Source organism: Streptomyces xanthochromogenes, assembly GCF_014650455.1.
In the GTDB taxonomy this organism is placed as follows: domain Bacteria; phylum Actinomycetota; class Actinomycetes; order Streptomycetales; family Streptomycetaceae; genus Streptomyces; species Streptomyces xanthochromogenes.
In genome coordinates, this window is sequence record NZ_BMUZ01000008.1 from 272,945 (window position 1) to 299,592 (window position 26,648).

Here is a 26,648-nt window from a genome sequence, read left to right on the forward strand (position 1 = left end):
CGGTCACACAGGACCCGGCGAGCCGCCCTCCAGCAGTCCTCCCATCCACTCCTCGATCCCCGCCACCGACCTCGGCAGCGCGCCCGACAGCAGCCGCGCCCCGTTCTGCGTGATGACGAGGTCGTCCTCGATGCGCACGCCCAGACCGCGCAGTTCGGGCGGCAGGGTCTCGTCGTCCGGCTGGAGGTAGAGGCCCGGTTCGACGGTGAGGACCTGGCCCGCCTCCAGCACGCCGTCGAGGTAGGTCTCGGCGCGGGCCTGCGCGCAGTCGTGCACGTCAAGGCCGAGCATGTGCCCGCTGCCGCACAGCGTGTAGCGGCGGTGCAGCTCGCCCGAAGCGCTCTTCAGGACGCCCCACTCGGCGAGGCCCTCGGCGATCACCGCCATCGCGGCCCGGTGGAAGTCCCGGAAGGCGGCGCCCGGCCGCAGTGCCGCGATGCCCGCCTCCTGTGCCGCCAGGACCAGCTCGTACACCTGGCGCTGGGCGGGGGAGAAGCGGCCGGACAGCGGGAGGGTGCGGGTGATGTCGGCCGTGTAGAGGGTGTCGGTCTCCACGCCCGCGTCGAACAGGAGCAGCTCGCGCGGGTCGAGGCGCCCGTCGTTGCGTATCCAGTGCAGCACGCAGGCGTGCGCCCCGGACGCGGCGATCGTCTCGTACCCGGTGCCGTTGCCCTCGGCGCGCGCCCGCGTCCCGAAGACGCCTTCGAGCAGCCGCTCGCCCCGCGCATGGGCACGGGCGCGCGGCAGGGCGCGTACGACGTCCTCGAAGCCCGCGGCGGTGTGGTCGACGGCCAGCTGGAGCTGTGCCACCTCCCAGGCGTCCTTGATGAGCCGCAACTCGCCGAGCACGGAGGCGAGTTCAGGATCATCGGCGGCGTTGCGGCCCGGCGGGAGGGAGGCCTGCCCGTCCAGGTGGATGCAGCGGATGCCCGTCAGGCGTTCGGTCTCGGCGAGGTCGGGGCGCCGGCCCACCCAGAACTCGCCGTAGCGGCGGTCGCGGTAGAAGGCGTCGTCGCCCTCCGCGCGCGGCGAGCGCGGCCGGACGTACAGCACGGCCTCGTGGCCGGACCCGGAGGGCTCCAGGACCAGGACGTGCCCCGGCTGGTCCTCGCCGGTCAGCCCGGTCAGCCAGGCGTACGCGCTGTGCGGGCGGAAGCGGTGGTCGCAGTCGTTGGAGCGGACCCTCAACCCGCCCGCGGGCACGATCAGTCGCTCGCCCGGGAAGCGCGCGGAAAGCCGCGTCCGACGGGTCCCCATGACCTCGAACCCGGGCACCCGGATGTCCCCGGGCAGCGGCGTCGGAGCCCAGCCGCCGCTCATGAAAGCGGCGAGCTCGGGGCCGACGGGAAGGTCGTGGCTGCCGGTGTTGAGGGGGGCTGGGCGCTCGGCCATCGGGTCTCCCGGGGTGGAGTGCGGCGGGGCGGATGGAGGGGAGTGCAGTGCAATTTCACATTACTATGTCACGGCCCATGGGGCGCCGGACAGGCGTCGATCACCAACTTCCCTGGATCGCATGGCCGTTGGAGCCGGACCTACCGAGGTCACACCCCTTGTGGCCGGTCGCGATGACTCAGTAAAATGTCACACACCACACTAGGGAGTCCGACCATGACGTCTGCAGCACCCCGGCGCCTCCACCCCTGGCACGGCATCCTCGTCGCGACCGCGCTGCCCCTGCGCTCCGACCTTTCCGTCGACTTCACCTCCTATGCCCAGCACGTGCGTTGGCTGATCGACAGCGGCAGTGACGGCGTCGTGCCGAACGGCTCGCTCGGCGAATACCAGACCCTGTCCGACGAGGAGCGGGCCCGTGTCGTGCGCACCGCCGTCGAGGCGGCGGGTGACGGCGGGCGCGTGATGGCGGGCGTCGCGGCCTACGGCAGCGCGCAGTCGCGCCGCTGGGCGGAGCAGGCGGCCGATGCGGGCGCCGGCTCGGTGCTGCTGCTCCCCCCGAACGCCTACCGCGCCGACGAGCGCTCGGTGCGCGCCCACTACGCCGAGGTCGCCAGGGCGGGGCTGCCCGTCGTCGCCTACAACAACCCGTACGACACCAAGGTCGACCTGACGCCCGCGCTGCTCGCCCGGCTCCACGCCGACGGCAGCATCGTCGCCGTCAAGGAGTTCAGCGGCGATGTCCGCCGGGCCTACGAGATCGCCGAACTCGCCCCGGAACTCGACCTGTTGGCGGGCGCCGACGACGTGCTCCTGGAGCTGGCCCTGGCCGGTGCGGTCGGCTGGATCGCCGGTTACCCCAACGCGCTGCCCGCCGCCTGCGCCCAGCTCTACCACGCGGCCGTCGCCGGCGACCTCGCCACCGCCCGGCCCCTCTACCGTGCGCTGCACCCGCTGCTGCGCTGGGACTCCAAGACCGAGTTCATCCAGGCCATCAAGCTCTCCATGGACCTGGCGGGCCGCCCCGGCGGGCCCGTGCGCCCGCCGCGCCAACCGCTCACCGCGGAGCAGGACGCCGTGGTGCGCGCCGCCACCGAGAAGGCGCTCGCCGAAGGCCACAAGTAGCCTGCCAGGGAGGCGGATTCATGCGGACCCGACACGTCTACCACGCGGTCGACTCGCACACCGAGGGCATGCCGACCCGCGTCGTCACCGGCGGCCTCGGCGTCATTCCCGGCGCCACCATGGCCGAGCGGCGGCAGTACTTCATGGAACACCTCGACCACGTCCGTACGCTCCTGATGTACGAACCGCGCGGCCACGCCTCGATGAGCGGCGCGATCCTCCAGCCGCCGACCCGGCCCGAAGCGGACTACGGGGTGCTGTACATCGAGGTCTCCGGCGTGCTCCCGATGTGCGGGCACGGCACCATCGGGGTGGCCACGGTGCTGGTGGAGACCGGCATGGTCGCGGTCACCGAGCCCGTGACCACCGTGCGCCTGGACACCCCGGCGGGCCTGGTGGGCGTGGACGTGCGGGTCGAGGACGGCGAGGCCCGCTCGGTCACGCTGACCAACGTCCCGGCGTTCTGCCTGGCGCTCGACCGCAAGGTGACCGTGCCCGGGCTCGGCACGGTCACCTACGACCTGGCCTACGGCGGCAACTTCTACGCGTTCGTGGAACTCGACGCGCTCGGCCTGCCCTTCGCGCGCGAGCACAAGGACGAGCTGCTCACCGCCGGGCTCGCGATCATGGACGCCATCAACGCGGCCGAGCCGCCCGTCCACCCCGAGGACCCGGAGATCGCCGGGGTGAAGCACGTCTACCTCGCGGCCCCGGGCTCGGACGCGACGCGCTCGCGGCACGCCATGGCCATCCACCCGGGCTGGTTCGACCGCTCGCCGTGCGGCACCGGCACGTCCGCGCGGATGGCCCAGCTGCACGCCCGCGGCGAGCTGCCCCTGCACCGCGACTTCACCAATGAGTCGTTCATCGGTACGGAGTTCACCGGCCGGCTCGTCGCCGAAACGTCGGTCGGCCGGCTCCCCGCGGTGATACCCACGGTCACCGGCCGCGCCTGGATCACGGGCACGGCCCAGTACTTCCTGAACCCGTCCGACCCGTTCCCGGCCGGGTTCCTGCTGTGACCGGGGCGGTGACCGCGGGCGAGGTCAGGGGGCGGGGTCAGGGGCGTTCGGTGAGGTAGCCGCCCATCGACGTGAAGTACTCGGCCGCGGGCAGTTCCCGGCCGTCCTCGGTCCGTACCCGGGTGACGGCCAGGCCGTGGTTGCGGCCCGTGCGGGCGTCGGCCCCGGCGACGATCACCACGCCGTCGCCCTCGCGGTAGAAGATCCGGCCCGGCGTGCCGCCGTACCGGCCCTCGGACACGACGGCGCCGAGCACCTCAAGGCGCCTGCCCTTGTGGAAGGTGAAGGCCGCCGGGTACGGGGCGGACTGGGCGCGGACCAGGCGCTCCAAGTCCTCTGCGGGCCAGGACCAGTTGATCCGGATGTCCTCCTCGGCCCGCTTGTGGAAGAAGGTGGCCTGCGACCGGTCCTGCTTGGTGAAATCGGTCCGGCCGGAGGCGATCAGGTCGAGGGCGCCGATGGTGACCGGGGCGATGAGGTCGACCGTCTTGTGGAACAGGTCGGTCGCGGTGTCCTTCGGGCCGACGGCGACCGACTCCTGCCGCACGATGTCCCCGGCGTCGAGCACCTCGTCCATCAGGTGCGCCGTGACGCCGACCTCGGGCTCGCCGTTGATGAGGGCCCAGATCAGCGGCGAGAAGCCGGCGTACTTGGGCAGCAGCGAGTCGTGCACGTTGAGGGTGCCGTGCGGGGGCAGGGTGTAGATGCGCGGCGGTATCCAGGTGCGCCAGTTGTTGGCGACGACGATGTCCGGGTCCGCCTCCTTGAGCAGCTGGAACAGCTCCTCGTCGTCGGGGCGGTTGCGGATGACGACCGGAACGCCGTGTTCTTCGGCGAGTTCGGCGACCGAGTCGCTCCAGATCTTCTCGTAGGCGTGCTCGCTCTTGGGGTGCGTCACGACCATCACGACGTCGTGCTCGGAGTCCAGGAGCGCCTTCAGGGTGCGATGGCCCCAGGTCTGATAGCCGAACATGACGACCCGCATCGGGGTTCCTCCTCAGAAGAGCGAAACAATCAGACCCAAGTAAAGCAAGGCTTACCTAACGACGCAACGACGCCAATTCCGGGGCCGATTGAGCCCGAGCCGAGCGCGATGCACCTTTTGTCCGGTCGACAGTCTCACCAGGATCAGGTTAGCCTCACCTAAGTTCCGCTCGGCTGCCGGTCATCGGTGCGCCTGGACTCCCCCTTTTCCCCACCCTCGACACGACGCCTCACCGGCGGCTGTCCCGCACGAACGGGAGTGACATGTCACAGGCTCTTCCTGGCGACGCACCAGTGATCCACGATCTGATCGGCATCGGCTTCGGGCCGTCGAACGTGGCCATGGCGATCGCGCTGAGCGAGCACAACGCGCGCGTCGGGAGGCAGGAGGCGGTCACCGCTCACTTCTTCGAGCAGCAGCCGGGCTTCGGTTGGCACCGTGGCATGCTCATCGACGACGCGACGATGCAAGTGTCCTTCATGAAGGACCTGGTGACGCTGCGCAACCCGTCCAGCGAATACAGCTTCCTCTGCTATCTGCAGAGCAAGGGACGCCTGATCGACTTCGTCAACCACAAGAACCTGTTCCCGCTCCGGGTCGAGTTCCACGACTACTTCGAGTGGGCCGCGGCGAAGGTCGACGACATGGTCTCCTACGGCCACCAGGTCGTCTCCGTCGAACCCGTCCTGCGCGACGGCGTGGTGGAGTACGTCGACGTGACGGCCCGGTCCGGCGACGAACTCGTCACGCACCGCGCCCGCAACCTCATCGTCGGCACCGGACTGCGCCCGGTGATGCCCGAGGGCGTCGAGCGGACCGACCGCGTCTGGCACAACTCGGACCTCCTGCGGAAGGTCGACGCCCTGGAGGGCACCGACCCCCGGCGGTTCATCGTGGTCGGCGCCGGCCAGAGCGCCGCGGAGAACGTCGCGTACCTGCACCGCCGCTTCCCCGCGGCCGAGATCTGCGCGGTCTTCTCGCGCTACGGCTACAGCCCGGCGGACGACAGCAGCTTCGCCAACCGCATCTTCGACCCGCAGGCGGTCGACGAGTACTTCACGGCGCCGGAGGACGTCAAGCGCCGGCTGATGGGCTACCACGGGAACACCAACTACTCCGTGGTGGACATCGACCTCATCGACGACCTGTACCGGCAGGCGTACCAGGAGAAGGTGCTCGGTGAGGAGCGGCTGCGCTTCCTCAACATCTCGCGCCTCACCGGCGTCGAGGAGAGCGCCGACGGGGTCCGCGCCACCGTCACGTCCCTGGTCACCGGCGAGGAGAGCGTGGTGGACGCCGACGTCGTCGTCTGCGCCACCGGGTACCTGCAGGCCGACGGCCTGGGCCTGCTCGGCGAGGTCGCCGAGCGGTGCCACCGCGACGAGCAGGGGCGCGTCCGCGTCGAGCGCGACTACCGCGTGGCGACCGACCCCGAACTGCGCTGCGGCATCTACCTGCAGGGCGGCACCGAGCACACCCACGGGATCACCTCGTCCCTGCTGTCCAACACCGCGATACGCGTCGGCGAGATCCTGGACTCGATCCTCGACCGCGACCTCAAGGGGGCGTCCGACGGGGCGCGGCCCGTCGCCGGGGCGGCCGGCGGCGGTGTGCCCCAGCCGGCCCGCTGACCGGACCCCCGGCCGTTGCCGTGTCCGTGGTGCGAAGGCGCCACCGGGCACGGCACCGGCATGTACGCAGCACGCAGCACGCACGAGAAAGGAACGCCCGTGGCCCTTCGTACGCGCGGCCGGGCCGGTGGCCCGGCCTCGGGCAGGGACGAGGTGCCCGGGCGGCCCGGTGCCCGGGCCCGGGTAGCCTCGGTCGACATGGGCACGACTACAGGTGAACGTCCGCCGCTGGTCAGGATCGTCGGGGTCCGGCGACGGCGGATCGCGGGGTTGGGGGTCGTCGTCGCGGTCCTCGTCATCGCCGCGGTGGTCTCCATCGCCGTGGGCGCACGCGCGTTGAGTCCCGCCGAGGTGTGGCACGGGCTGTTCTCGGGACCGGGCGGCGACCAGCAGGCGAGTGACATCCGGCTCATCGTGCAGACCGTACGGATACCCCGCACGGTGCTCGCCGTCGTGGCGGGCATCGCACTGGGCGTCGGTGGGGCGCTGATCCAGGGATTCACCCGCAACCCCATCGCCGACACCGGCCTGTTGGGGGTCAACACCGGTGCCTCGTTCGCCGTCGTGACGGCGATCTCCCTGCTCGGGCTCACCGACCCGTTCCAGTACCTCTGGTTCGCCTTCCTGGGGGCCGCACTCGCCGGTGTCGTCGTGTTCGGGCTCTCCAGCATCGGCCGGGGAGCCGGCAATCCGCTCACCCTCGCCCTGGCCGGGCAGGGGGTCACCGTGTTCCTCGCGGCGATGACGACCGCGGTCGCCCTGTCGGACAAGGCCGCCCTGAACGCCCTGCGGTTCTGGAACGCCGGCTCGGTGGCCGGTGTCCCGTTCCGCGTCATCTGGCCGGTGACCGCCTTCGTCGTCGTCGGTCTCGTCCTGGCGCTCGCCGTGCTGCCCTCCGTCAACCTGCTCAACCTGGGCGACGACGTGGCGCGCGGGCTCGGCGTGAACATCACGCTGATCCGGACCGTCGGCATCGTCGCCATCACCCTGCTCGCGGGCGCGGCCACCGCGGCGTGCGGTCCCATCGCGTTCCTCGGGCTGATGGTGGCGCACGTGGCCCGGTACCTGGCCGGGCCCGACTACCGCTGGCTGGTGCCGTACGCGGGTCTGCTCGGCGCGGTCGTCCTGTTGGTCTGCGACATCGTGGGACGCGTGGTGGTGCGGCCGGGCGAACTGGACGCCGGTGTCCTCGTCGCCCTCCTGGGCGCGCCCTTCTTCGCGGTCCTGGTCCTGCGAGGAAAGTTCAAGAACGCATGAACACAACCGTGGTGAAGCCGGCGGTGACGCCGGGTGTGCGGCTCGGCCGCGTGTCGTTCGTCTGGCGGCCCCGGGTCGCGCTCGTCACGCTGCTCCTGACGGCGGCGGCGTTCCTGGTCTTCTGCGTCTCCATCGCCGTCGGGGACTTCCCCATCGGCCTGCCGAAGGTCATCGCCTCGCTCGTCGGCGGGGGCGAGCAGGTCGACCGGTTCGTGATCATGGACCTGCGCATGCCGCGGGCCCTGGCCGGGCTCGTCGTGGGGGTCGCGCTCGGCGTGTCCGGAGCGCTCACCCAGTCCATCGCCCGCAACCCGCTGGCCAGCCCGGACATCCTGGGAATCACCGGCGGCGCCGGTGCGGTCGCGGTGTTCCTTGTGACGGTGTCGGGCGGGGCCGCGACCGCGGTCACCGGCTCCGTCGGGCTGTCCGGGGCGGCACTGGCGGGCGGTCTGCTCACCGGGCTCCTGGTGTACTTCCTGGCGTGGCGGCGCGGCGTCGACGGCTTCCGGCTCGTCCTCATCGGCATCTCGGTGAGCGCGGTGGCGCAGGCGATCACGACCTGGCTCCTCGTCACCGCCGACATCAAGGACGTGGCGCGGGCCCAGGCCTGGCTCGTCGGCTCGCTGGACAACCGGTCGTGGGACGAGGTGGGGGTGGCCCTGTGGGGGACCCTCGCCGTGCTGGCCGTCGTGGCCTGCGTCGCCTTCCAGTTCAAGCCCCTGCACTTCGGCGACGACGTGGCGGCGGGCCTCGGTGTCCGGTACTCCCTGGTGCGGGCGGTCCTGTTGCTGTGCGCGGTGCTGCTCGCCGGATTCGCGGTCAGCGCGGCGGGGCCCGTGCCGTTCGTGGCCATGGTGGCCCCGCAGGTGGCGATGCGTCTGACGCGGCACCCGACACCGCCCGTGGTGGCTTCCGGTGCCGTGGGGGCGCTGTTGCTGATCGGCTCGGACCTCATCGCGCGCACGGCTCTGCCGGTCACCCTGCCGGTCGGTGTGGTCACCGCCGCGGTCGGTGGCCCCTTCCTCATCTACCTCCTGGTGCGGGCCAACCGCCGCTAGGTGGTAGAAAGGTTAGGCAAGCCTAATAGAGGGGGAGTCATGGCCGTTGAGTACATCACCGCGATCGAGCCCGGGGTTGCCGACGTTCCGCGCCTCGCGGCCCGGGGCGTCACGGTCGGATACGGCGACCGGACCGTCATCGACGCCCTCGACGTGACGATCCCGCCGGGCGTGGTGACCACGATCATCGGCCCCAACGGGTGTGGAAAGTCGACCCTGTTGAGGACCCTGACGCGCCTGCTCAAGCCCACCGCGGGATCGGTCGTCCTGGACGGTGAGGACATCGCCCGGCTGCGGACCCGGGACGTGGCGAAGAAGCTCGGGCTGCTGCCGCAGTCGCCGGTCGCGCCGGAGGGCCTGACCGTGGCCGACCTGGTCGCCAGGGGCCGTCATCCACACCAGAGTTGGCTGCGCCAGTGGTCCTCCGACGACGTCTCCGTCGTCGAGCGCGCGCTGGCCCTGACCGGCGTCTCCGACCTCGCCGACCGCCCGGTCGACTCGCTCTCCGGGGGCCAGCGCCAGCGCGCCTGGATCTCGATGACGCTCGCTCAGGGCACCGACCTGCTGCTGCTCGACGAGCCCACCACCTACCTCGACCTGGCGCACGCCATCGACGTACTGGACCTCGTCGACGACCTGCACGAGTCGGGCTGCACGGTGGTGATGGTGCTGCACGACCTGAACCTGGCCACCCGCTACAGCGACAACCTGATCGTGATGAAGGCGGGTTCGGTCCTCGCCCAGGGCCACCCGCGCGATGTGGTGACCCCCGAGCTGCTGCACGAGGCGTTCGGTCTGCGGGCACAGGTCGTCCAGGACCCGGTGGGCGACCGCCCGCTGATCGTGCCGATCGGCCGCACCCACGTTCCGGGACTGGGCGGCTGACGCATACACGTACGGAAACTTAGGCTAGGCTCACCTTACTTACGCGGATTAAGGTGTGCCTGCCCCGATGCGGGGCCGCGGGCGGACCGTACGAAAGCAAGGGATTCCGGATGCTCCTCGACCGATCGACACCTATGAAGTCCTGGCGGCGGCTGGCGGCGACCGTGTCCGTCGCGGCCCTCGGCGCGGGGCTCCTGGCCGGGTGCGGTTCCGACTCGTCGGACAAGGGCGCGGACAGGAGCGACGGCGCCAACTCCGCCGCCTCCTCCGGTGCGTTCCCGGCCACCGTGGAGCACGCCTTCGGATCCACGAAGATCGACAAGGCACCCCAGCGGGTCGTGACCGTCGGCTACACCGACGACCAGGACGTCCTGGCGCTCGGCGTGAAGCCCGTCGGCATGGTCGACCAGTACCCGAACCCGGCCGGCCAGAGCCCCGACATCAACACGCAGTGGCCCTGGGTGAAGGACAAGTGGGGCAGCGCCAAGCCCGACGTCATCATGAACAACGGCGACGCGGGCCCCAACTTCGAGAAGATCGCGGCCCTTCGGCCCGACCTGATCGTCGCGGTCTACTCCGAGATCGACAAGACCGCCTACGACAAGCTCTCCAAGATCGCCCCGACGGTGGCCCGCACGAAGGCGGAGAAGGAGCCGTTCAGCGCTCCGTGGCAGGACAACGCCCTCCACATCGCCAAGGCGCTCGGCAAGGCCGACGAGGGCAAGCAGATGGTGCAGGGCATCCAGGACAAGCTCGCCGGGGTCAAGAAGGCGCACCCCGAGTTCGCCAACCAGACCGCCGTCGCGCTGTCCTGGTACAAGAACTCCGTCACGCCCTTCACCACCAAGGACGTACGCGGCCAGCTCCTGAGCGGCATGGGCTTCAAGGGGCAGACCGAGATCGACAAGATCGCCGGAGCCGACTTCTCCACGCAGCTGTCCCCGGAGCGCATGGACCTGGTCGACGTCGACCGCGTTTTCGCCATCAACGACAAGGCCGACACGGACGCCCTCAAGAAGGACAAGCTCTTCTCCAACCTGAAGGTCTCCAAGGCGAACAAGGTCTCCTACCTGCTCGACAGCGAGGGCCCGGCGGCCGGCGCGGCGATGTCGCAGGCGACCCTGCTCTCCCTGCCGTACGCGATCGACCAGCTCGTCAAGTCGGTCGGCTAGGCGTGAGCGCCACCGACACACGCGTCGCCCCGGCCACCTTGCGCACGACGGGCGGCCGTGAGGCGGCCCGGTGGGTCGTGGCCAACTGCCGCGACATGCCCTGGCTGACGACCGCCACCGTGCTGAGCACGGTGGCGGGGGCGGCGCTCCAGATGCTCCCGGTGCTCCTGCTCGGCCGGGTGGTCGACGGGGTGACCGGGGGCCAGCCGCGTTCGGCCCTGGTCACGACGGGGGTGGTGATGGTGGCCGCCGCGCTGCTCGGCGCGGCGGCCACCGCCGTGTCCACCTACCTGATCGGACGGCTCGGCGCCGATCTGCTCGCCCAACTGCGCGAAGGGGCCGTCCGGGCCGTCCTCGGGATGCCCATCGCCCGGGTCGAACAGGTGGGCCGCGGCGACGTCCTGTCCCGGGTCGGCGACGATGTCGCCGTCCTGTCCAAGGGCATCCGGTCGGCCATTCCCACGGTGTTCTCCGCGGGCGTGCTCGTCGCCGTCGCCACGATCGGCATGTTCGGGCTCGACTGGCACCTGGGCCTCGCGGGAGCCTGCGCGCTGCCCGCCTACGCGCTGGCCCTGCGCTGGTACCTGCCCAGGTCCGCCCCGCTCTACCGCAAACAGAGGCTCGCCCAGGCCGATCGCGCGCAGGCGCTGATCAGTGGTCTGAACGGGATCGACACGGTGCGGGCGTACCGCCTCGAAGGCGCGTTCCGCGAGAAGGTGGCCGACGACTCGAAGCGGGTGCGGGACTACGGCATCGAGGTGTTCCGCTTCTTCGGCCGGTTCGTCGGCCGGGAGAACCGCGCGGAGTTCATCGGCCTGGTGCTGATCCTCGTGGTCGGTTTCGTGCTCCTGGAGACCGGTTCCGCGAGCCTCGGTGACGTGTCGACGGCCCCGCTGGTGTTCCACCGCCTGTTCACTCCGCTCGGCGCGATCATGTTCACCTTCGACGAGGCGCAGAAGTCGGGCGCCAGCCTGACCCGGCTCGTCGGGGTGCTGACCGAGCCGGCGGCGGAGCGTCTGGTCGGCCAGGCGGACTCCGCGCCGCGGGACGGCACTTCGTACCCGGTGACGGTCGAGGGGCTGACGTTCACCTACCCCGGGACGGACGAACCGGTCCTGCGGGACGTCGGGTTGTCCATCCCGGCCGGGGGTTCCCTGGCCCTGGTGGGGGCGACGGGCGCCGGCAAGACGACGCTGGCCGCGCTCATCGCCGGCATCGAGACCCCGGGGGCCGGTTCGGTGCGCATCGGGTCGACCGATCTCGCCGATCTGGACGAGGTCGGCGCGCGGGCGCTGGTGAGCGTGCTGACCCAGGAGACCCACGTCTTCTCCGGTCCGCTCGCCGACGACCTGAGGCTCGCCGCACCGCAGGCGAGCGACGCCGAACTCACCGCGGCCCTGCGCACGGTGGGCGCCGACGGATGGGTGGAGGCGCTGCCCGACGGGCTCTACACGACGGTCGGCGAGGGCGGTGAACGCCTCGACGGCATGAAGGTCGCCCATGTCGCGCTGGCCCGGCTCGTGCTGGGCCGGGCGCCGGTGGTGGTGCTCGACGAGTCGACCGCGGAGGCCGGCAGCGAGGGGGCCGCCGAACTGGAGCGTGCCGTTCAGGCCGCCTGCGCGGGCCGCACCACCCTGTTCGTGGCCCATCGGCTGACCCAGGCGATGGCAGCCGACCGGATCGCCGTGCTCGACGCGGGGCGGGTCGTGGAGCAGGGCACGCACGAGGAGTTGGTGGCCCTGGGCGGCCGTTACGCACGACTCTGGCGGGCCTGGAGAGAGGGTAGTTAGGTAACCCTAATTTAGGTTAGGGTTACCTTCGTGCCTTGGAAGGGTGTTGAGTCTTCAATGATGGAACCGAGCGCTCGTCTCGTGCTGTTCTCTCCCGCGCGGCTGGCCGATGTGCGCCGGCGTCTGGGCGACTACTCCGACCGGACCGTCGCCGAGGCGGCCGCCATCGGTCTCGCCCACTGGGCGTCGGGCCGGAGCCCGGACGGCATGGACCTGACTCCCGGCACCCTGTTCGCGGACGTCCTCGACCGGGTCGGCAACGGCGTTGCCGCGAGCGGTGGTTGGCAGGTCGGCGAAGCCGCCCCCGACGGCATCCGCATCGCCGTGCCCGAGGGCGTCGAGCTCCGCGACGCCCAGCGCGCGCTCGACGACCTGGCCGACTTCCCGGACCGGCCCATCGCCACCATCGCCCCCTCGGGCCTGCCGGAGCGCCTGGCGGCCCTCGCCGGATGGAACGACACCGACGCGGACCGGGTCCGGCCGACCATCGTGGAGATGTTCCGCGAGCAGGTACGGCTCAGGCCCGACGCGGTCGCCATCGTGGACGAACACCGCTCGCTGACCTACCGCGAAGCCGCCGAGAAGTCGGCCCAACTGGCCCATCACCTCAGGGGACTCGGGCTCTCGGCCGAGCAGGTCGTCGGCATCTCGCTCGGCCGCTCGGCCGAGATGGTGCTCGGCCTGCTCGGTGTGCTCCAGGCCGGCTGCGCGTTCGTGCCGCTCGATCCCCAGTGGCCCGCGGCGCGCCGCGCCGTCGTCATCGACGACGCGCGGGTCGCGGTGCAGCTGAACGGCTCCGGCGAGCACGACCCGGCCGAACCGGCCGCCGTCGCCGTCGACCTCGACGACTGGCAGCACGGCGCCCACCCCGTCGAGGACCCCCAAGTCGCCGTCCACGGCGACGCGTTGGCCTACGTGATCTTCACGTCCGGCTCGACCGGCCGCCCCAAGGGCGCGATGATCCGGCACGAGGCGATCAGCGAGCGCCTGCTGTGGCAGGTCGACGAGATCCTGCACTTCGGCCACGACGACGCCTCGCTCTTCAAGGCGCCGCTGTCCTTCGACATATCCATCAACGAGATCTTCCTGCCGCTGGTGTGCGGCGCCCGGCTCGTGATCCTGCGCCCCGGCGGCGAGCGCGACCCGCACCACATGCTGAGCGTGATCGCCGAACAGCGCGTCACCTTCACCTACCTCGTGTCGTCGATGCTCGACGTCCTCCTGGAGATCGCGGGCGACTCCGACCGCCTCGACAGCCTGCGGCACGTGTGGTGCGGCGGCGAGGTGCTCACCCCCGAGCTGTACGAGCGGTTCCGCACCCGGCTCGGCATCCCCATGTACCACGGCTACGGTCCCGCCGAGACGACCATCGGCGTCTCCCACGTCATCTACCGGGGCCGGGCGGAACGCCTGTCGACCTCGATCGGCCGGGCCAACCCCAACACCCAGCTGTACGTCCTGGACGACGAGCTGCGCCCGGTCCCGACCGGAGTCGGCGGCGAACTCTACGTGGGCGGCTTCCTGTTGGGGCGCGGCTACGTGGGCGCCCCGGGACTGACCGCGTCACGGTTCGTCGCCAACCCCTTCGCGAACGACGGATCGCGGCTCTACCGCACCGGCGACCTGGCCCGGTACGCGCCGGACGGCTCGCTCGACTTCCTGGGCCGGGCCGACAACCAGGTCAAGATCCGCGGCATGCGGCTCGAACTGGAGGACGTCGAGGCCGGTCTCGCCGAGCACCCCGGAGTACGGCACACCTGCGTCGTAGCCCGGAAGAACAGCGCCGGCGGCACCTACCTCGTCGGATACGTGATCCCGGCCGCCGGGCACGAGAACCTGCGCGCGGAAGAGGTCAAGGCCTGGGCCGCCGGCCACCTGGTGGAGTACATGGTGCCCGCCCACGTCGTCGTGATGCGGGAGTTCCCACTCACCGCGAACGGCAAGCTGGACCGGCGCGCGCTGCCCGAGCCCGAGATCGTGACGGGCTCCTTCGTGCGGCCCTCCACCGACGACGAGCGGGCCGTGTGCGAGGCCGTCGCCGCCGTGCTGCGCCTCGACGAAGTCGGTGTCGACCAGGACTTCTTCCAGCTCGGCGGGGACAGCATCCTCGCCATCTCGCTGCTGAGCGCGCTGCGCGAGGCGGGCCTCTACGTCAGCGCGGGCCAGATCTTCGCCAACAGCGTGCTCGGTGCGCTGGCGGCGGTCGCGAGCCGCGAGGACGTGAGCGGGGTGGACCACGCCGACGTCGCCACCGGCCCCGTCACCGGCTCGCCCATCGTCCAGTGGCTCGGCGAGAACACCGACGCGGTCGACGGCTTCGTCCAGTCCGTCGTCCTGAACACTCCGGCCGACCTCACCGCCGACACCCTCGACGCCGTGCTCACCGCCGTCGTGACCCGCCACGACATGCTGCGCGCCCGGCTGGTGCGCGGGGACCGCTGGAGCTTCGACATCCCCGAGGCCGACACGGCCACGGCCGGCTGGCAGGAGAGCGACCGTCCGCTCGACGCTTGCGTGGCCCTCGCGACCGACGCGCTCGCCCCGGACGACGGCGTGATGCTGCGGGCCGTCTGGCGCCGCGCGGCACGCCAACTCGTCGTCGTCGTCCACCACGTGGTGATCGACGGGGTGTCCTGGCGCGTCCTGATGGACGACCTCGCCACGGCCTGGCGCCAGGCGGCCGCGGGCGAAGCGATCGAACTGCCCCCGGTGGGCACGTCGTTCCGGCGCTGGACCCAGCTCCTGGAGAGCGCGGACTTCGCCGCGGACCGCGCCCACTTCGAGCGCCCGCTGCCCGGGCCGGACGCACCGCTGGGCAGGCGGGCGCTGTCCGGGGCCGACACGGTCGAGCGGGAGCGACAGCGGACCTTCACGGTCGGCCCCGACCTCACCGCCGCGCTGCTCGGCGAGGTCCCGGCACGGTTCCATGCGGGAGTCAACGACGTCCTGCTGACCGCACTCGCCGTCACCCTCGCCCGCTGGCGCCGCGACCGCGGCCAGGACCAGACGTTCGCGCACATCGAGCTGGAGGGCCACGGACGCGAAGGCCGCCACGTGGCGGGAACCGCCCGCGTGGAGCCGGACCTTTCGCGCACCGTCGGCTGGTTCACCACGCTGTTCCCGGTGACCGTGGACCCCGGCACGGCTCACGACTTCACCGCCCCCGGCTACCTGGCCGGCGCCCTCAAGGCGGTCAAGGAGGACCTCGCCCGCGTGCCGAGCAACGGCGTCTCCTACGGCGCCCTGCGCCACCTCGCCGACGCCTCCTTCGCCGCCCCCGCACCCCAGGTCCTCTTCAACTACCTGGGCCGCTTCGACGCGGGCGCCGCCGGGGACTGGCAACTGGCTGGCACCACCGGCCAGTTGGGCGAGAAGCGCGACCCGAGGATGCGCCTGCCGCGGCTCCTGGAGTTCAACGCGATCGCGGAACCCGCCGCCAGTGGCGCGTACGAACTCGTCACCACCGTCTCCTGGCCCGAGGGAATGTTCACCGACGAGGACGTGGAGACGCTCGGCGGGTACTTCCGCGACGCCCTCGCCGGACTCGCCGCGCTCGACCAGGGCGGCCACTCGCCCAGCGACTTCCCGCTGGTGCGGCTGACCCAGGCCGACGTCGACGCCCTGGACGGCCCCGAACTGCGCGACGTCCTGCCGCTGACCCCGCTCCAGGAAGGCCTGTACTTCCACTCGGTCTTCGACGACGACTCCGCGGGCAGCTACGTCGAGCAGCAACTCCTCACGCTGGAGGGCGAGCTCGACGCCGGCCGGCTCCAGGCCGCGGCGGCCCGCCTGTTCGCCCTGTACCCGAACCTCGCCGCGCGGTTCGTCGCGCTCGCCGACGGCCGGGTCGTCTCCGTCCTGGACGGCGGCGCGAAGACACCCTTCACCCTCCACGAGCGCCCCGGCATCACCGACGCGGAGATCCGCGACCACGCCGAGCGCGACCGCCGGGCCGGCTTCGACCTGGCCACCGGCCCGCTGATGCGGTTCACGCTGTTCACCGACCCGGAGGCGGGCCGCGCCGTCCTGGTGCAGACCGTGCACCACCTCATCGCCGACGGCTGGTCGGTGCCGCCGATGCTGCGCGCGCTGCTCGCCGAGTACCACGCGCCGGGGACCGTGTACCCGGTGGGCGGTTTCGCCGACTACGTCGGCTGGCTCGCGGGCCGCGACGCCGACGAGAGCGACCGGGTGTGGGCCGCCGAGCTGGCGGAGCTGCCGGGACCCTCCCTCGTCGCCAAGGAGCACACCCCCTCCGACCGGTTCGCCGACACCTGGGTGGAACCGGCGGACGACATCGACGCGGCCGTCCGCTCGGCCGGTGTGACGCTGAGCGTCGCCGTGCACAGCGCCTGGGCGCTGACCCTGGGCGGCATCCTCAAGTCCGACGACGTGGTGTTCGGCTCCACCGTCTCCGGCCGTGACGCGGACGTGCCCGGCATCGGCGACATGGTCGGTCTGTTCATCAACACCGTTCCGCTGCGCGCCCGTTGGGGCTCCGCCACCACGGCGCGCGAGCTGCTCGCCTCGGTGCGCGAACACCAGGGCGCGGTCCTGCTGCACCAGCACGTCTCGCTCGCCCGGATCGGCCGCCGGGCCGGTGTCGGCTCCCTCTTCGACACCCTCGTGGTGTTCGACGTGGCGACCGACGTCACCGCCCTGCGCAGCCCCGGCGACACCCTGGCCGTCACCGCACTCGTCAACGAAGGAGCCCCGCACTACCCGCTCACGCTGGTCGTGGAGCGCACCCTCGACGGACGGCCCCGGTTCAACCTGATCTACGACGGCGAACTGCTGCGGGAGAGCGGCGCGCAGGACATCCTGCGCCGGTTCTCGGACACCCTCACCGGCCTCCTCGGCCGGCCCGACGCCCCGGCCGCCGACCTGGTGCCCCAGGGCGCCAAGGCCCCGGCGCCGATCACCCCGGTCACCCTCGGCGGCCTGTTCGACGCCGCGGCACGCCGGAACCCGGCCGCCACCGCCGTCACCCAGTGCGCCCTCGACGGCACCACCCGGTCGCTGACCTACGCCGAACTGGCCGCCGCCAAGGACGAGTTGGCCGCCGCCCTGCGCACGGCCGGAGTCCGCCCGGGCCGCCGGGTCGCCGTCGCGGTCCCGCGCACCATCGAGCAGGTCGTCGCCCTGGTCGCGATCGTCAGCGCGGGCGGCGCGTACGTACCGCTCGACACGGCGTACCCGGACGAGCGCCTTGAGTACGTCCTCGCGGACGCCGCGCCGCAGGTCGTCCTCGTCGACCCGGAGCAGCGCGAACGCTTCACGGGGCTCCTGGCGAAGGCCGGCGTCCCGGCCCGGGTCCTCGTGCAGGGCGACGAACTGCCGCAGGACACCGAGGAGGCCCCGACGCCCCCGGCCACCTGGCACGACCCGGCGTACGTGATCTACACCTCCGGTTCGACCGGCCGGCCCAAGGGCGTCGTCGTCCCGCACTCCGGCGTGGTGACCCTGCTCGCCAACACGGCGCCGGACATGGACTTCGGGCCGGCCGACGTGTGGGTGCAGTTCCACTCGTACTCCTTCGACTTCGCGGTCTGGGAGCTGTGGGGCGCCCTGGTCCACGGCGGCGAACTGCTCGTGCCCGACTACGGGTTGACGCGTTCCCCGGTGGACTTCCGCCGTCTCGTGCACGAGCGCGGCGTGACCGTCCTCAACCAGACCCCCTCCGCCTTCTACCAGTTCGTCGAGGCCGACCGGCTCGCCGCCGAACCCCTCACCCGGCTGCGCCGCGTCGTCTTCGGCGGCGAGGCCCTCGACCTCGGGCGCCTGCGCGGCTGGGTCGAGCGGTACGGCACCGGCTCGCCCGAGCTGGTCAACATGTACGGGATCACCGAGACCACCGTGCACGTGACCCACCGGGTCCTGACCGACGACGACTTCGGTCCCGGCGACGAGGTCAGCCCCATCGGAGGCGCCCTGCCCGGCCTCGTCACCCATCTGCTCGACGACCGGCTGGTGCCGGTGCCGCCGGGCCAGGAGGGCGCCATCTACGTGGCCGGCGACCAGGTGTCGCTCGGCTACCTGGGCCGCCCCGGCCTGACCGCCGGCCGGTTCGTGGCGAACCCGTTCACGAACGACGGAAGCCGGATGTACCACACGGGCGACCTCGCCCGCCGCACCCTCGACGGGGAGCTGGAGTTCACCGGCCGCGCCGACGACCAGGTACAGCTCAAGGGCTTCCGCATCGAGCTCGGCGAGGTCGAGTCCGCGATCCGGGACCTGGCGGGCGTCGTCGACGTGGCCGTCACCGTCGCGGACAGCGGCGACCACCTGGTCGCGCACCTCGTGGGCGAGGTGCCCGGCGAGCTCTCCGTGCTCCTTGCCGAGAAGCTGCCCGTGCACATGGTGCCGGGCCGGGTCCTGCCGGTGGACGCGCTGCCGCTGACCGTCAACGGCAAGCTGGACCGCAAGGCCCTGGTCGCGCGGGCCGCGCGGGAGGAGACCCCGGTGGCCGTCACCGACTCCGTCCTGTCCTCGCTGGTCGGCATTTTCGCCGAGACGCTGAGCCACGGGGGCGCGGACGCCGACACCGACTTCTTCGGCGCCGGCGGCGACAGCATCGTCGCCATCACCGTGGTCAACCGGGCCCGGGCGCTCGGCCTGCCGATCGCGCCCCGCGACGTGTTCCTGCACAAGACCCCGCGGGCGCTCGCCGCGCTCCTCGGCACCCGCGCCCCGCAGCCGCCCTCGACCCCGTCCGCACCCGAGCGCGCGCGCCGGGAGGACGGCCCGTTCCCGGCGACGCCGATCATCCTGCGCCAGCGCGAACTGGGCGGCTCCCTCGACCGGTTCGCCCAGGCGCGGACGCTGGAGCCGGCCGAGGGCACCACACCCGCCGCCGTCGAGCGGGCGGCCGCGGCGCTGCTCGCCGCTCACCCCGCCCTGCGGATGCGGCTGACCACGGAGCACGGCGTGTGGTCCCTGCGCACCGAGCGGGACCGTGCGGCCGTCCTGCTGCGACCGGACACGGCCGACGCCGGGGCCGCGGCGAACGAGGCCGCGGGATCGCTCGACCCCGAGTCGGGGAACGTCATCGCGTTCTCCTGGCTCGCGGCGACCGGCACCCTGGTGATCACCGTGCACCACCTCGCGGTCGACGCGGTGTCGTGGCTGATCCTGCTCGACGACATGGCGGCCGCACTGCGCGGCGAGCCCCTGGCCCCGGCGACCACGTCCTACGCCGAGTACGCCGAGGCGCTGACCCTGCGCTCCGCCGACGCCGACGGCCTCGGCCACTGGATCGCCACCCTCCAGGCACCCCCGCTGCTCCCCGCGGTGAGCGGCACGCTGCGCGAGCGGACGGTGGTGCTCGGGTCCGAGGCCGGCGACCGCGTGACGCGGACCGCGCCCACCGCCCTCGGCATCGCGCCGACCGAGCTGCTGTGCGGCGCGCTGCGCGCCGCCCTGACCGAGGTCCAGGAAACCCCCACCGATCTGGCGATCGAGCTGGAACGCCACGGCCGGTTCCCGGTGCTCGGACACCACGACTACACCCGCACGGTCGGCTGGTTCACCGCCATCGCGCCCGTCCGGCTCAGCGCGCACACGGACCCCGTGGCCGCCGCCCGCGAGCTCGCCGAGCGGCAGCCCGACGAGGCCGGACACCTGGCCTACGGCCGGCTGCGCCACCTCAACGCGCAGACGGCGCCGCTCCTTTCGGCCCGCCCGCAGGTGCTGTTCAACTATCTCGGCCGCGGCGGCGAATCGGATGTGCCGCACATCACCGGCGGCGACCAGGGCAGCCCGTACGCCGTCGAGGTCAACGCCTGGACGGACGCGGCCACCGGCAGCCTGCACGCCACCTTCACCCTCGCCGAGGAGATTCCCGACGCGATCACCGCGCACTGGCTGCGCGCCCTGGAGACCATCGCGGACTCGGCCGTGACGGCCGAGCGCACCGCGCCGGTCACCCCACTGCAGCGGGGCCTGTACTTCCAGGCCCAGATGGCGGGCTCGGCCGGCCACTACGTCGCGCAGAGCTACTTCGCCTTCGACCGGCGCCTGGACACCGACGCGCTGGCCGAGGCCATGGCCGCCGTGATCGCCCGGCATCCGGTGGTCGGCGCGGGCTTCCTCACCGACGACGACGGCAACCCGGTCCAGGTCCTCAAGGCCGGCCGGCGGATCGACGTCCACACGGTGGAGCTGTCCACCGAAGCGGACGTGGAGGCGCTGCGCGTCCGCGACCGCAACAGCGGCTTCGACCCGGCCGAACCGCCGCTGATCCGGCTCACCGTGATCAGGCTGCCGGACGGCCGCGACGGCCTGCTGCTCAGCTACCACCTGCTGCTGTGGGACGGCTGGTCCCGCGAGATCGTGCTGCGCGACCTCTTCACCGCGTACGAGGCCGTCCTCGCCGGCGAACAGCCGGACACGCATCCGGCCACGCCCGGGTTCGAGGACCACGCCCGGGCGGTCGCCGCCAGGGACCAGGCGGCCTCGGAGCGGTTCTGGGCCGAGCACCTGGCCGGACTCCCGGGCCCGACCCTGCTCGCCGGACCGTCGCCCGCCCTCTCCGACGACTTGCCGCCCGCGCTCGTGCACACCCTCTCCGCCGAGCAGTCACAGCTGCTGCGGGAGGCGGCCAAGGCGCACGGCGTCACCCTGAACTCCGTCCTGACCGGCGCCTTCGGGCTGCTGCTCGGCGCTCACACGGGCCGCAGCGACGCGGTGTTCGGCGTGACGGTCTCCGGCCGCGAGGGCGAGGGCCTGTCCGACATCGTCGGCGTGCTGCTCAACACCGTGCCGATGTGGACACGGGCGCGGCCCGACGACACCGTCCGGGACTACCTCGCGGCCGTACAGACGGCCCGCGTCGAGGCGATGGAGCACGAGCACCTCGGGCTCGGCGAGATCCAGCGCGCCGGCGGCCACGACGTCCTGTTCGACAACCTCTTCGTGCTCCAGAACTTCCTGGACATGGACGCGTTCGCCGAGATGAACGCCCGTCACGGCATCACCGCGGTGAAGTCCGACGACTCCACGCACTACCCGTTCACCTGGGTCGTCACCCCAGGCGAACGCCTCACCGTCAAGCTGGAGCACCGCCACGGCGACGGCGTCGGTGCCCGCCGGCTCCTCGACGACTACGTCCGCGTCCTCGGTGACCTCGCCGGTTCGTCCGGGCCGGTCGGCGCGCTGCGGGGCCTGGGGCCGGTGCCCGAGCCCGCTGAGCGCACGGACATCGGCACGGACACCGTGGTCGACCGATTCGACCTGGCGGCCGACCGGGCGCCCGCACGCACCGCGCTCGTCTCGCACGGCCGGAGCATGACCTTCGCCGAACTCCAGCGTCGCAGCCGCCAGTTGGCGGGTGTGCTCGCCGCTCGCGGCATCGGCCCCGAGCGGACCGTGGGGCTCGCGATCCCGCGTTCGCTGGACTCGATCGTGGCGCTGTTCGCGGTGCTGCGCACCGGAGCCGCCTACGTACCGCTGGAGCTCGACCACCCCGACGAGCGGATCGCCGCGATCGTCGACGACGCCCGCCCGGATGTGGTCCTCACGGTCAGTGCCGTGTCGCCGCGTCTGACCGGCGAGCTGATCGAACTGGACCGCCCGCTGCCGCAGGCCGAGCCGCTCACGACGTTCGCGCCGGACGACCCGCGGCGCCTTCGCCACCCGGCGTACACGATCTACACCTCCGGTTCGACCGGGAAGCCCAAGGGCGTCGTGACCGAGTACGCCGGCCTCACCAACATGCTGATCAACCACCAGCGCCGCATCTTCGAGCCGGTGCTGGCCGAGCACGGCCACCGGATCTTCAAGATCGCCCACACCGTCTCCTTCGCCTTCGACATGTCGTGGGAGGAACTCCTGTGGCTCGCCGACGGCCACGAGGTGCACATCTGCGACGAGGAACTGCGCCGGGACGCGCCCGCCCTGGTCCAGTACTGCGGTGAGCACGGCATCGACGTCGTCAACGTGACTCCGACGTACGCCCAGCAACTGGTGGCGGAGGGCCTGCTCGACGACCCGGCCCGACGTCCCGCGCTGGTTCTGCTCGGCGGCGAGGCGGTCACCCCGGCCCTGTGGCGCCGGCTCGCCGACACCGAGGGCACGGTGGGCTACAACCTGTACGGCCCGACCGAGTACACCATCAACACGCTGGGCGTCGGCACGTTCGAGTGCCAGGACCCGGTGGTGGGCGTGGCCATCGACAACACCGACGTGTACGTCCTCGACCCGTGGCTGCGGCCCCTGCCCGACGGCGTCCCCGGCGAGCTCTACGTCGCGGGCGTCGGCATCGCCCGCGGCTACCTCGGCCAGCCGGCCCAGAGCGCCCACCGGTTCGTCGCGTCCCCCTTCGGCGAACCCGGCGAGCGGATGTACCGCACCGGGGACCTGGTGGTCCGCCGCCCCGACGGGAACCTGCTGTACCTGGGCCGTACCGACCAGCAGGTCAAGATCCGCGGACACCGGGTCGAACTCGGCGAGGTCGAGGCCGCGTTCGCCGCGCACCCGGCGGTGCGGTTCACCGCCGCCGTCGCGCAGCCCGACCCGCAGGTCGACGGCGCCCACCGGCTGGCCGCCTACCTCGTGCTCGACGACGGCGCCGACCTGGCGGAGATCGCCGCCGAGGTGGGCAAGCGGCTGCCGGACTTCCTGCGGCCCACGCACTACGCCCAGGTGGACAGCATCCCGCTCACCGTGAACGGGAAGGCCGACACCAAGGCCCTGCCCGAGCCGAAGCCGCTGGGCGCGCTGACCACGTCGGGTGAGCGCGGCCCGGAAACCGAGACCGAGGTCCTGGTCTGCGAGTACTTCGCGGAGACCCTGGACCTGGACGACGACGAGGTGAGTGCCGTGGGCGACTTCACGGCCCTCGGCGGACACTCCATGCTGGCCGTACGTCTGGTGGGGCTCCTGCGCCGGGAGTTCGGCCCGGTGATCACGATCCGTGATCTCTTCACCCTGCGAACCCCGGAAGCGATGGCCCGTCACATCGATGAGCACTCCTGACGTCCAGCGATCCCGCCCGGGATCCGACATCCTTCGGACGGCGATACGCCGCAACGTCGGCGCGATGGTCTGGGGCACCGTCCTCATGGGCCTCTACCAGGCCGGTGAGACCGCCTTCCCCATCGCGCTCGGCCAGATCGTCCAGCACACGCTGCGGGAGCGCAGCGCCGGATCGCTCGCCCTGGCCGTCGCGGCGCTCGCCGTGATCATCACGACCGTGTCCCTGTCGTGGCGGTTCGGCATGCGCATCCTGCAGAAGGCCAACACGACCGAGGCCCACCGCTGGCGGGTGCGGGTCGCGGCCTGCGGCCTCCAGCCGGTGGCCCGCAGAACGGGCCTGAAGTCCGGCGAGGTGCTGACCATCGCCACCGAGGACGCCGACCAGACGGCCGACATCGTCGAGGTGGTGCCGATCCTGATCAGCTCGATGATCTCGCTGCTGATCGCGGCGGTCGCCCTCGGCATGGCGAGCCTTCGGCTCGGGCTGCTCGTGATGGTGGGCACCGTGGCGATCCTCTCGGTCCTCAGCGTGATGTCCCGGCGCATCGGCAGCAGCACCAAGGAGCAGCAGGCCCGGGTGGCGCGGGCCGGTGCGAAGGTCGCCGACCTGATCACCGGCCTGCGCCCGCTGCACGGATTCGGTGGCAACCACGCGGCGTTCCGGTCCTACCGGAAGGTCAGCACGGAGGCCAAGGAGCAGTCGGTCACCGTCGCCCGGGTCAACGGCGTCTACGCGGGCACCGCGTTGGGGCTCAACGCGGTCCTCGCGGTCTCGGTGACCCTGACGGCCGGCTGGCTGGCCTTCGACGGGCAGATCGACATCGGGCAGCTGGTCATGGCCGTGGGCCTCGCGCAGTTCATCATGGAGCCGCTGAAGCAGTTCTCGGACATGCCCAAGTACGTGATGATGGCGCGCGCCTCGGCCGAGCGGATGGCCCTGGTCCTGTCCGCCCCGCCGGTGGCGGCTCCGGGCTCGGAGGACGCGGCCCCGGGCGGCGACCTGGAGATCGACTGCGTACGGTACGGGTCCCTGCAGGGGCTGAAGTTCCGTGTGCCGGTGGGCGAGTTCACGGCGATCGCGGCCTACCAGCCGCGTGCGGCGGCCGAACTCGCCTCCATCCTCGCGGTGCAGGTCCCGCCGGACGACTACGAGGGAGTGGTGCGGGTCGGCGGGCGACAGCTCTCGGGGCTCACGGTCGACTCGGTCCGCGAGCACATCCTGGTGAACCCGTACGACGGGGAGATCTTCGCCGGGACGCTCCGCTCGAACATCGACCCGTCGGGGACGAGCCGGACGCTGTCCGAGGCGGTCGAGGCGTCGATGCTGACCGACGTCGTCGCCCTGCACCGCGAAGGGCTCGACTACGAGGTGCGCGACCGCGGCTCGAACCTCTCCGGTGGCCAGCGCCAACGGCTGTCCCTGGCAAGGGCGTTGGCCGCCGACACGGACGTACTCGTGCTGCGCGATCCGACGACGGCGGTGGACGCCGTCACCGAGCAGCTCATCGCTCGCAACATCGCCGAGCTGCGCCGGGGCCGCACCACGGTGGTGATCACCAGCAGTCCGGCGCTGCTCGACGCGGCCGACCGCGTCCTCGTGGTGGACGACGGAGTCGTCACGGCGGAGGGCACCCACCGCAAGCTGCTGGCCACCGAACCGGCGTACAGCCTGGCCGTGACCAGGTGACCGGGTGAACCGGTGGCAACGGCCTGGGGGCCCGGCGATCGCCGGGCCCCCAGGCCGTTGCCCGTCGGGCGGTTCGCGTCCGTCAGGCCAGTGCCCAGGCGACGTCCCGGAGCAGGGCCTGCCGCCAGCCCGCCCGGTCGTGGCCGGCCGCGGACCGGGAAATCCGTACGGTCGCCCCGGACTTCTCGGTGAGGGCCTCGACGGCCTCGCAGTGCGGACGCATGCGCGTCTCGTGCTCGCCCAGGTCGAAGGCGATCCTCAGCCCGGCCGGTGCGGGGCGCTCGCGCAGCCGTGCGGCGATGGCACCGCCGGCCGGACCGCTCAGGGGATCGGGGAGGTCCTCGGCCCCCGGCGTCCACCAGAACGACCCCGACTGGCAGGCGACGCGGGACACCAGCTCCGGGAACTTGAGCGCCGCGTACAGCGCGCTCAGACCGCCCAGGCTCTGCCCGGCGACCACCAACGTGCCGGTGTCCGCGGGCACTTCACCGTCCGCCACCAGCGGCAGCAGCTCGTCCCGGATCGCCTCCCACCACTGCGGCCGGCACCCGAACTCGCCGAGCCGGTCCTTGGCGGGCACGAAGACCAGCGTGGCCGGGGGCATCTCGCCGGCCGCGAACGCGGCGTCGAACGCGGTCGTCGCCGGATGCAGATGGAGCCAGTCGTCCCCGTCGAGCAGCAGCACCACCGGTCCGCCGCCGCCGACCGGGTGCACCCGCACGGTCCGCCGCCCGCCGAGGCGTTCACTGGCCCAGCGGATGCGGGCCCGCGGCAGGGGCAGCACATCGGCCGGGCCGACGGCCGGCCAGTGCGGCTGGGGCGGGGCGTCCGGGGTGGCGGCGACGGACCGCTCGCCGCCGGCCCCGACCGGGTTGTACGGATCGGCGAACAGCCCCTCGTCCGTACGGAACTGATAGGTGACCCGCAGCCGGGCGGGCATGCGCACCTCCGCGTGCCAGCAGTCCGTGTCGCGCCACCGCACCAGCGGCACCGGAGCCGACCAGCTCTCGAACTCGATGACCGCGGGCGTGCCCCGCCACCGGAACAGAGCGATCCAGCCGCCGTCGCCGGACGGCACGCAGACGGGACCCGCCGACGCCCGGAACGCGTCGGCGGCGGGAAGGCCGAACCTGCCGAACGGGCCGTCCGGGCCGGCCGGGGAACCGGAAGGGCTCTCGGTCGTGTCCGGGCTCCCCGGGTGTGGTCCGGATGCGCGCATCGGTGTCTCCTTGTGAGGACGAAGGGGAAACGTTAAGCTCCTCAATTAGGTGAGCCTAACCTAAGCGTGGCCCGCCGCACGGCCGACCAGACCAACCATCCCCACGGGCACGGCTCTTGCCGCCCGGGTGCCCCTGCGCCCGGACGCACGGGCGAGCCCGCCGGGCTCCAGGAGGAACCCCCGCATGAGCACCAACCCGTTCGACGACGCCGACGGCCGTTTCCTGGTCCTCGTCAACGAGGAGGGCCAGCACTCGCTCTGGCCGTCCTTCGTGGAGGTGCCCGGCGGGTGGACGGTCGCACTGGGGGAGTCGACCCGCGACGCGTGCCTGGAGTACATCGAGTCGAACTGGACCGACCTGCGCCCCCGGTCCCTCGTGACCGCCACGGACGCCTGACCGGCAACGCCCGGCGCCGCGACGGCCGGTACGCCTGACACCTGTGGCCCCGGC

At 72.2% G+C, this 26,648-nt stretch carries 14 protein-coding genes; 11 read left to right on the forward strand and 3 right to left on the reverse strand.

From position 1 onward, the window contains the following. Positions 1-3 precede the first annotated feature (3 nt). Positions 4-1,392: an aminopeptidase P family protein gene (locus tag IE267_RS22295; RefSeq protein WP_189764422.1), complete on the reverse strand. Its 1,389-nt coding sequence runs from the start codon at positions 1,390-1,392 to the stop codon at positions 4-6. Positions 1,393-1,608: 216 nt separating this feature from the next. Between IE267_RS22295 and IE267_RS22300 the strand changes: the two genes are divergently transcribed. Continuing rightward, complete coding sequence (locus tag IE267_RS22300) at positions 1,609-2,517, forward strand: dihydrodipicolinate synthase family protein (RefSeq protein ID WP_229861363.1); 909 nt, start codon at positions 1,609-1,611, stop codon at positions 2,515-2,517. Between the two features lie 20 nt (positions 2,518-2,537). Beyond that, the gene (locus IE267_RS22305) at positions 2,538-3,539 is read left to right on the forward strand and encodes a proline racemase family protein (protein WP_189764424.1); all 1,002 of its coding nucleotides are present in this window, start codon (positions 2,538-2,540) and stop codon (positions 3,537-3,539) included. Between the two features lie 37 nt (positions 3,540-3,576). Here IE267_RS22305 and IE267_RS22310 read toward each other — a convergent pair whose 3' ends face one another. Beyond that, a complete protein-coding gene (locus IE267_RS22310) occupies positions 3,577-4,524 on the reverse strand; it encodes a methionyl-tRNA formyltransferase (RefSeq protein WP_189764425.1) in 948 nt (315 codons plus the stop codon). Positions 4,525-4,787: 263 nt separating this feature from the next. Between IE267_RS22310 and IE267_RS22315 the strand changes: the two genes are divergently transcribed. The 8 genes from IE267_RS22315 to IE267_RS22350 all read left to right on the forward strand — a co-directional run bounded on the left by IE267_RS22315 (position 4,788) and on the right by IE267_RS22350 (position 24,978). Beyond that, positions 4,788-6,155, forward strand: coding sequence for a lysine N(6)-hydroxylase/L-ornithine N(5)-oxygenase family protein (locus tag IE267_RS22315; protein WP_161255772.1), 1,368 nt, complete (start codon positions 4,788-4,790; stop codon positions 6,153-6,155). Positions 6,156-6,353: 198 nt separating this feature from the next. After that, on the forward strand, positions 6,354-7,412 hold the full coding sequence (locus IE267_RS22320; RefSeq protein ID WP_161255777.1) for a FecCD family ABC transporter permease: 1,059 nt from the start codon (positions 6,354-6,356) through the stop codon (positions 7,410-7,412). Beyond that, positions 7,409-8,470 (forward strand): FecCD family ABC transporter permease, encoded by a 1,062-nt coding sequence (locus IE267_RS22325; protein WP_189764426.1) that lies wholly within the window; start codon positions 7,409-7,411, stop codon positions 8,468-8,470. Before IE267_RS22320 ends, IE267_RS22325 begins: the two co-directional genes overlap by 4 nt. A gap of 39 nt (positions 8,471-8,509) precedes the next feature. Beyond that, positions 8,510-9,355: an ABC transporter ATP-binding protein gene (locus tag IE267_RS22330; protein WP_167152754.1), complete on the forward strand. Its 846-nt coding sequence runs from the start codon at positions 8,510-8,512 to the stop codon at positions 9,353-9,355. Between the two features lie 110 nt (positions 9,356-9,465). Further along, positions 9,466-10,527, forward strand: a complete 1,062-nt coding sequence (locus tag IE267_RS22335) for an iron-siderophore ABC transporter substrate-binding protein (RefSeq protein WP_189764427.1) — start codon at positions 9,466-9,468, stop codon at positions 10,525-10,527. A gap of 2 nt (positions 10,528-10,529) precedes the next feature. Beyond that, a complete protein-coding gene (locus IE267_RS22340; RefSeq protein ID WP_189764428.1) occupies positions 10,530-12,317 on the forward strand; it encodes an ABC transporter ATP-binding protein in 1,788 nt (595 codons plus the stop codon). Positions 12,318-12,374: 57 nt separating this feature from the next. Then, on the forward strand, positions 12,375-23,291 hold the full coding sequence (locus IE267_RS22345) for a non-ribosomal peptide synthetase (protein WP_189764429.1): 10,917 nt from the start codon (positions 12,375-12,377) through the stop codon (positions 23,289-23,291). Then, on the forward strand, positions 23,278-24,978 hold the full coding sequence (locus IE267_RS22350) for an ABC transporter ATP-binding protein (protein ID WP_189764430.1): 1,701 nt from the start codon (positions 23,278-23,280) through the stop codon (positions 24,976-24,978). The genes IE267_RS22345 and IE267_RS22350 overlap by 14 nt, the downstream gene beginning before the upstream one ends. Positions 24,979-25,060: 82 nt before the next feature. On the opposite strand, the gene IE267_RS22355 is transcribed toward IE267_RS22350, so the two are convergent. After that, positions 25,061-26,197 carry an alpha/beta fold hydrolase gene (locus tag IE267_RS22355; RefSeq protein ID WP_189764431.1) on the reverse strand — a complete coding sequence of 379 codons (1,137 nt, stop codon included), beginning with the start codon at positions 26,195-26,197 and terminating at the stop codon, positions 25,061-25,063. Between the two features lie 184 nt (positions 26,198-26,381). Between IE267_RS22355 and IE267_RS22360 the strand changes: the two genes are divergently transcribed. Next, positions 26,382-26,594, forward strand: coding sequence for an MbtH family protein (locus IE267_RS22360; protein WP_189764432.1), 213 nt, complete (start codon positions 26,382-26,384; stop codon positions 26,592-26,594). Positions 26,595-26,648: the final 54 nt, after the last annotated feature.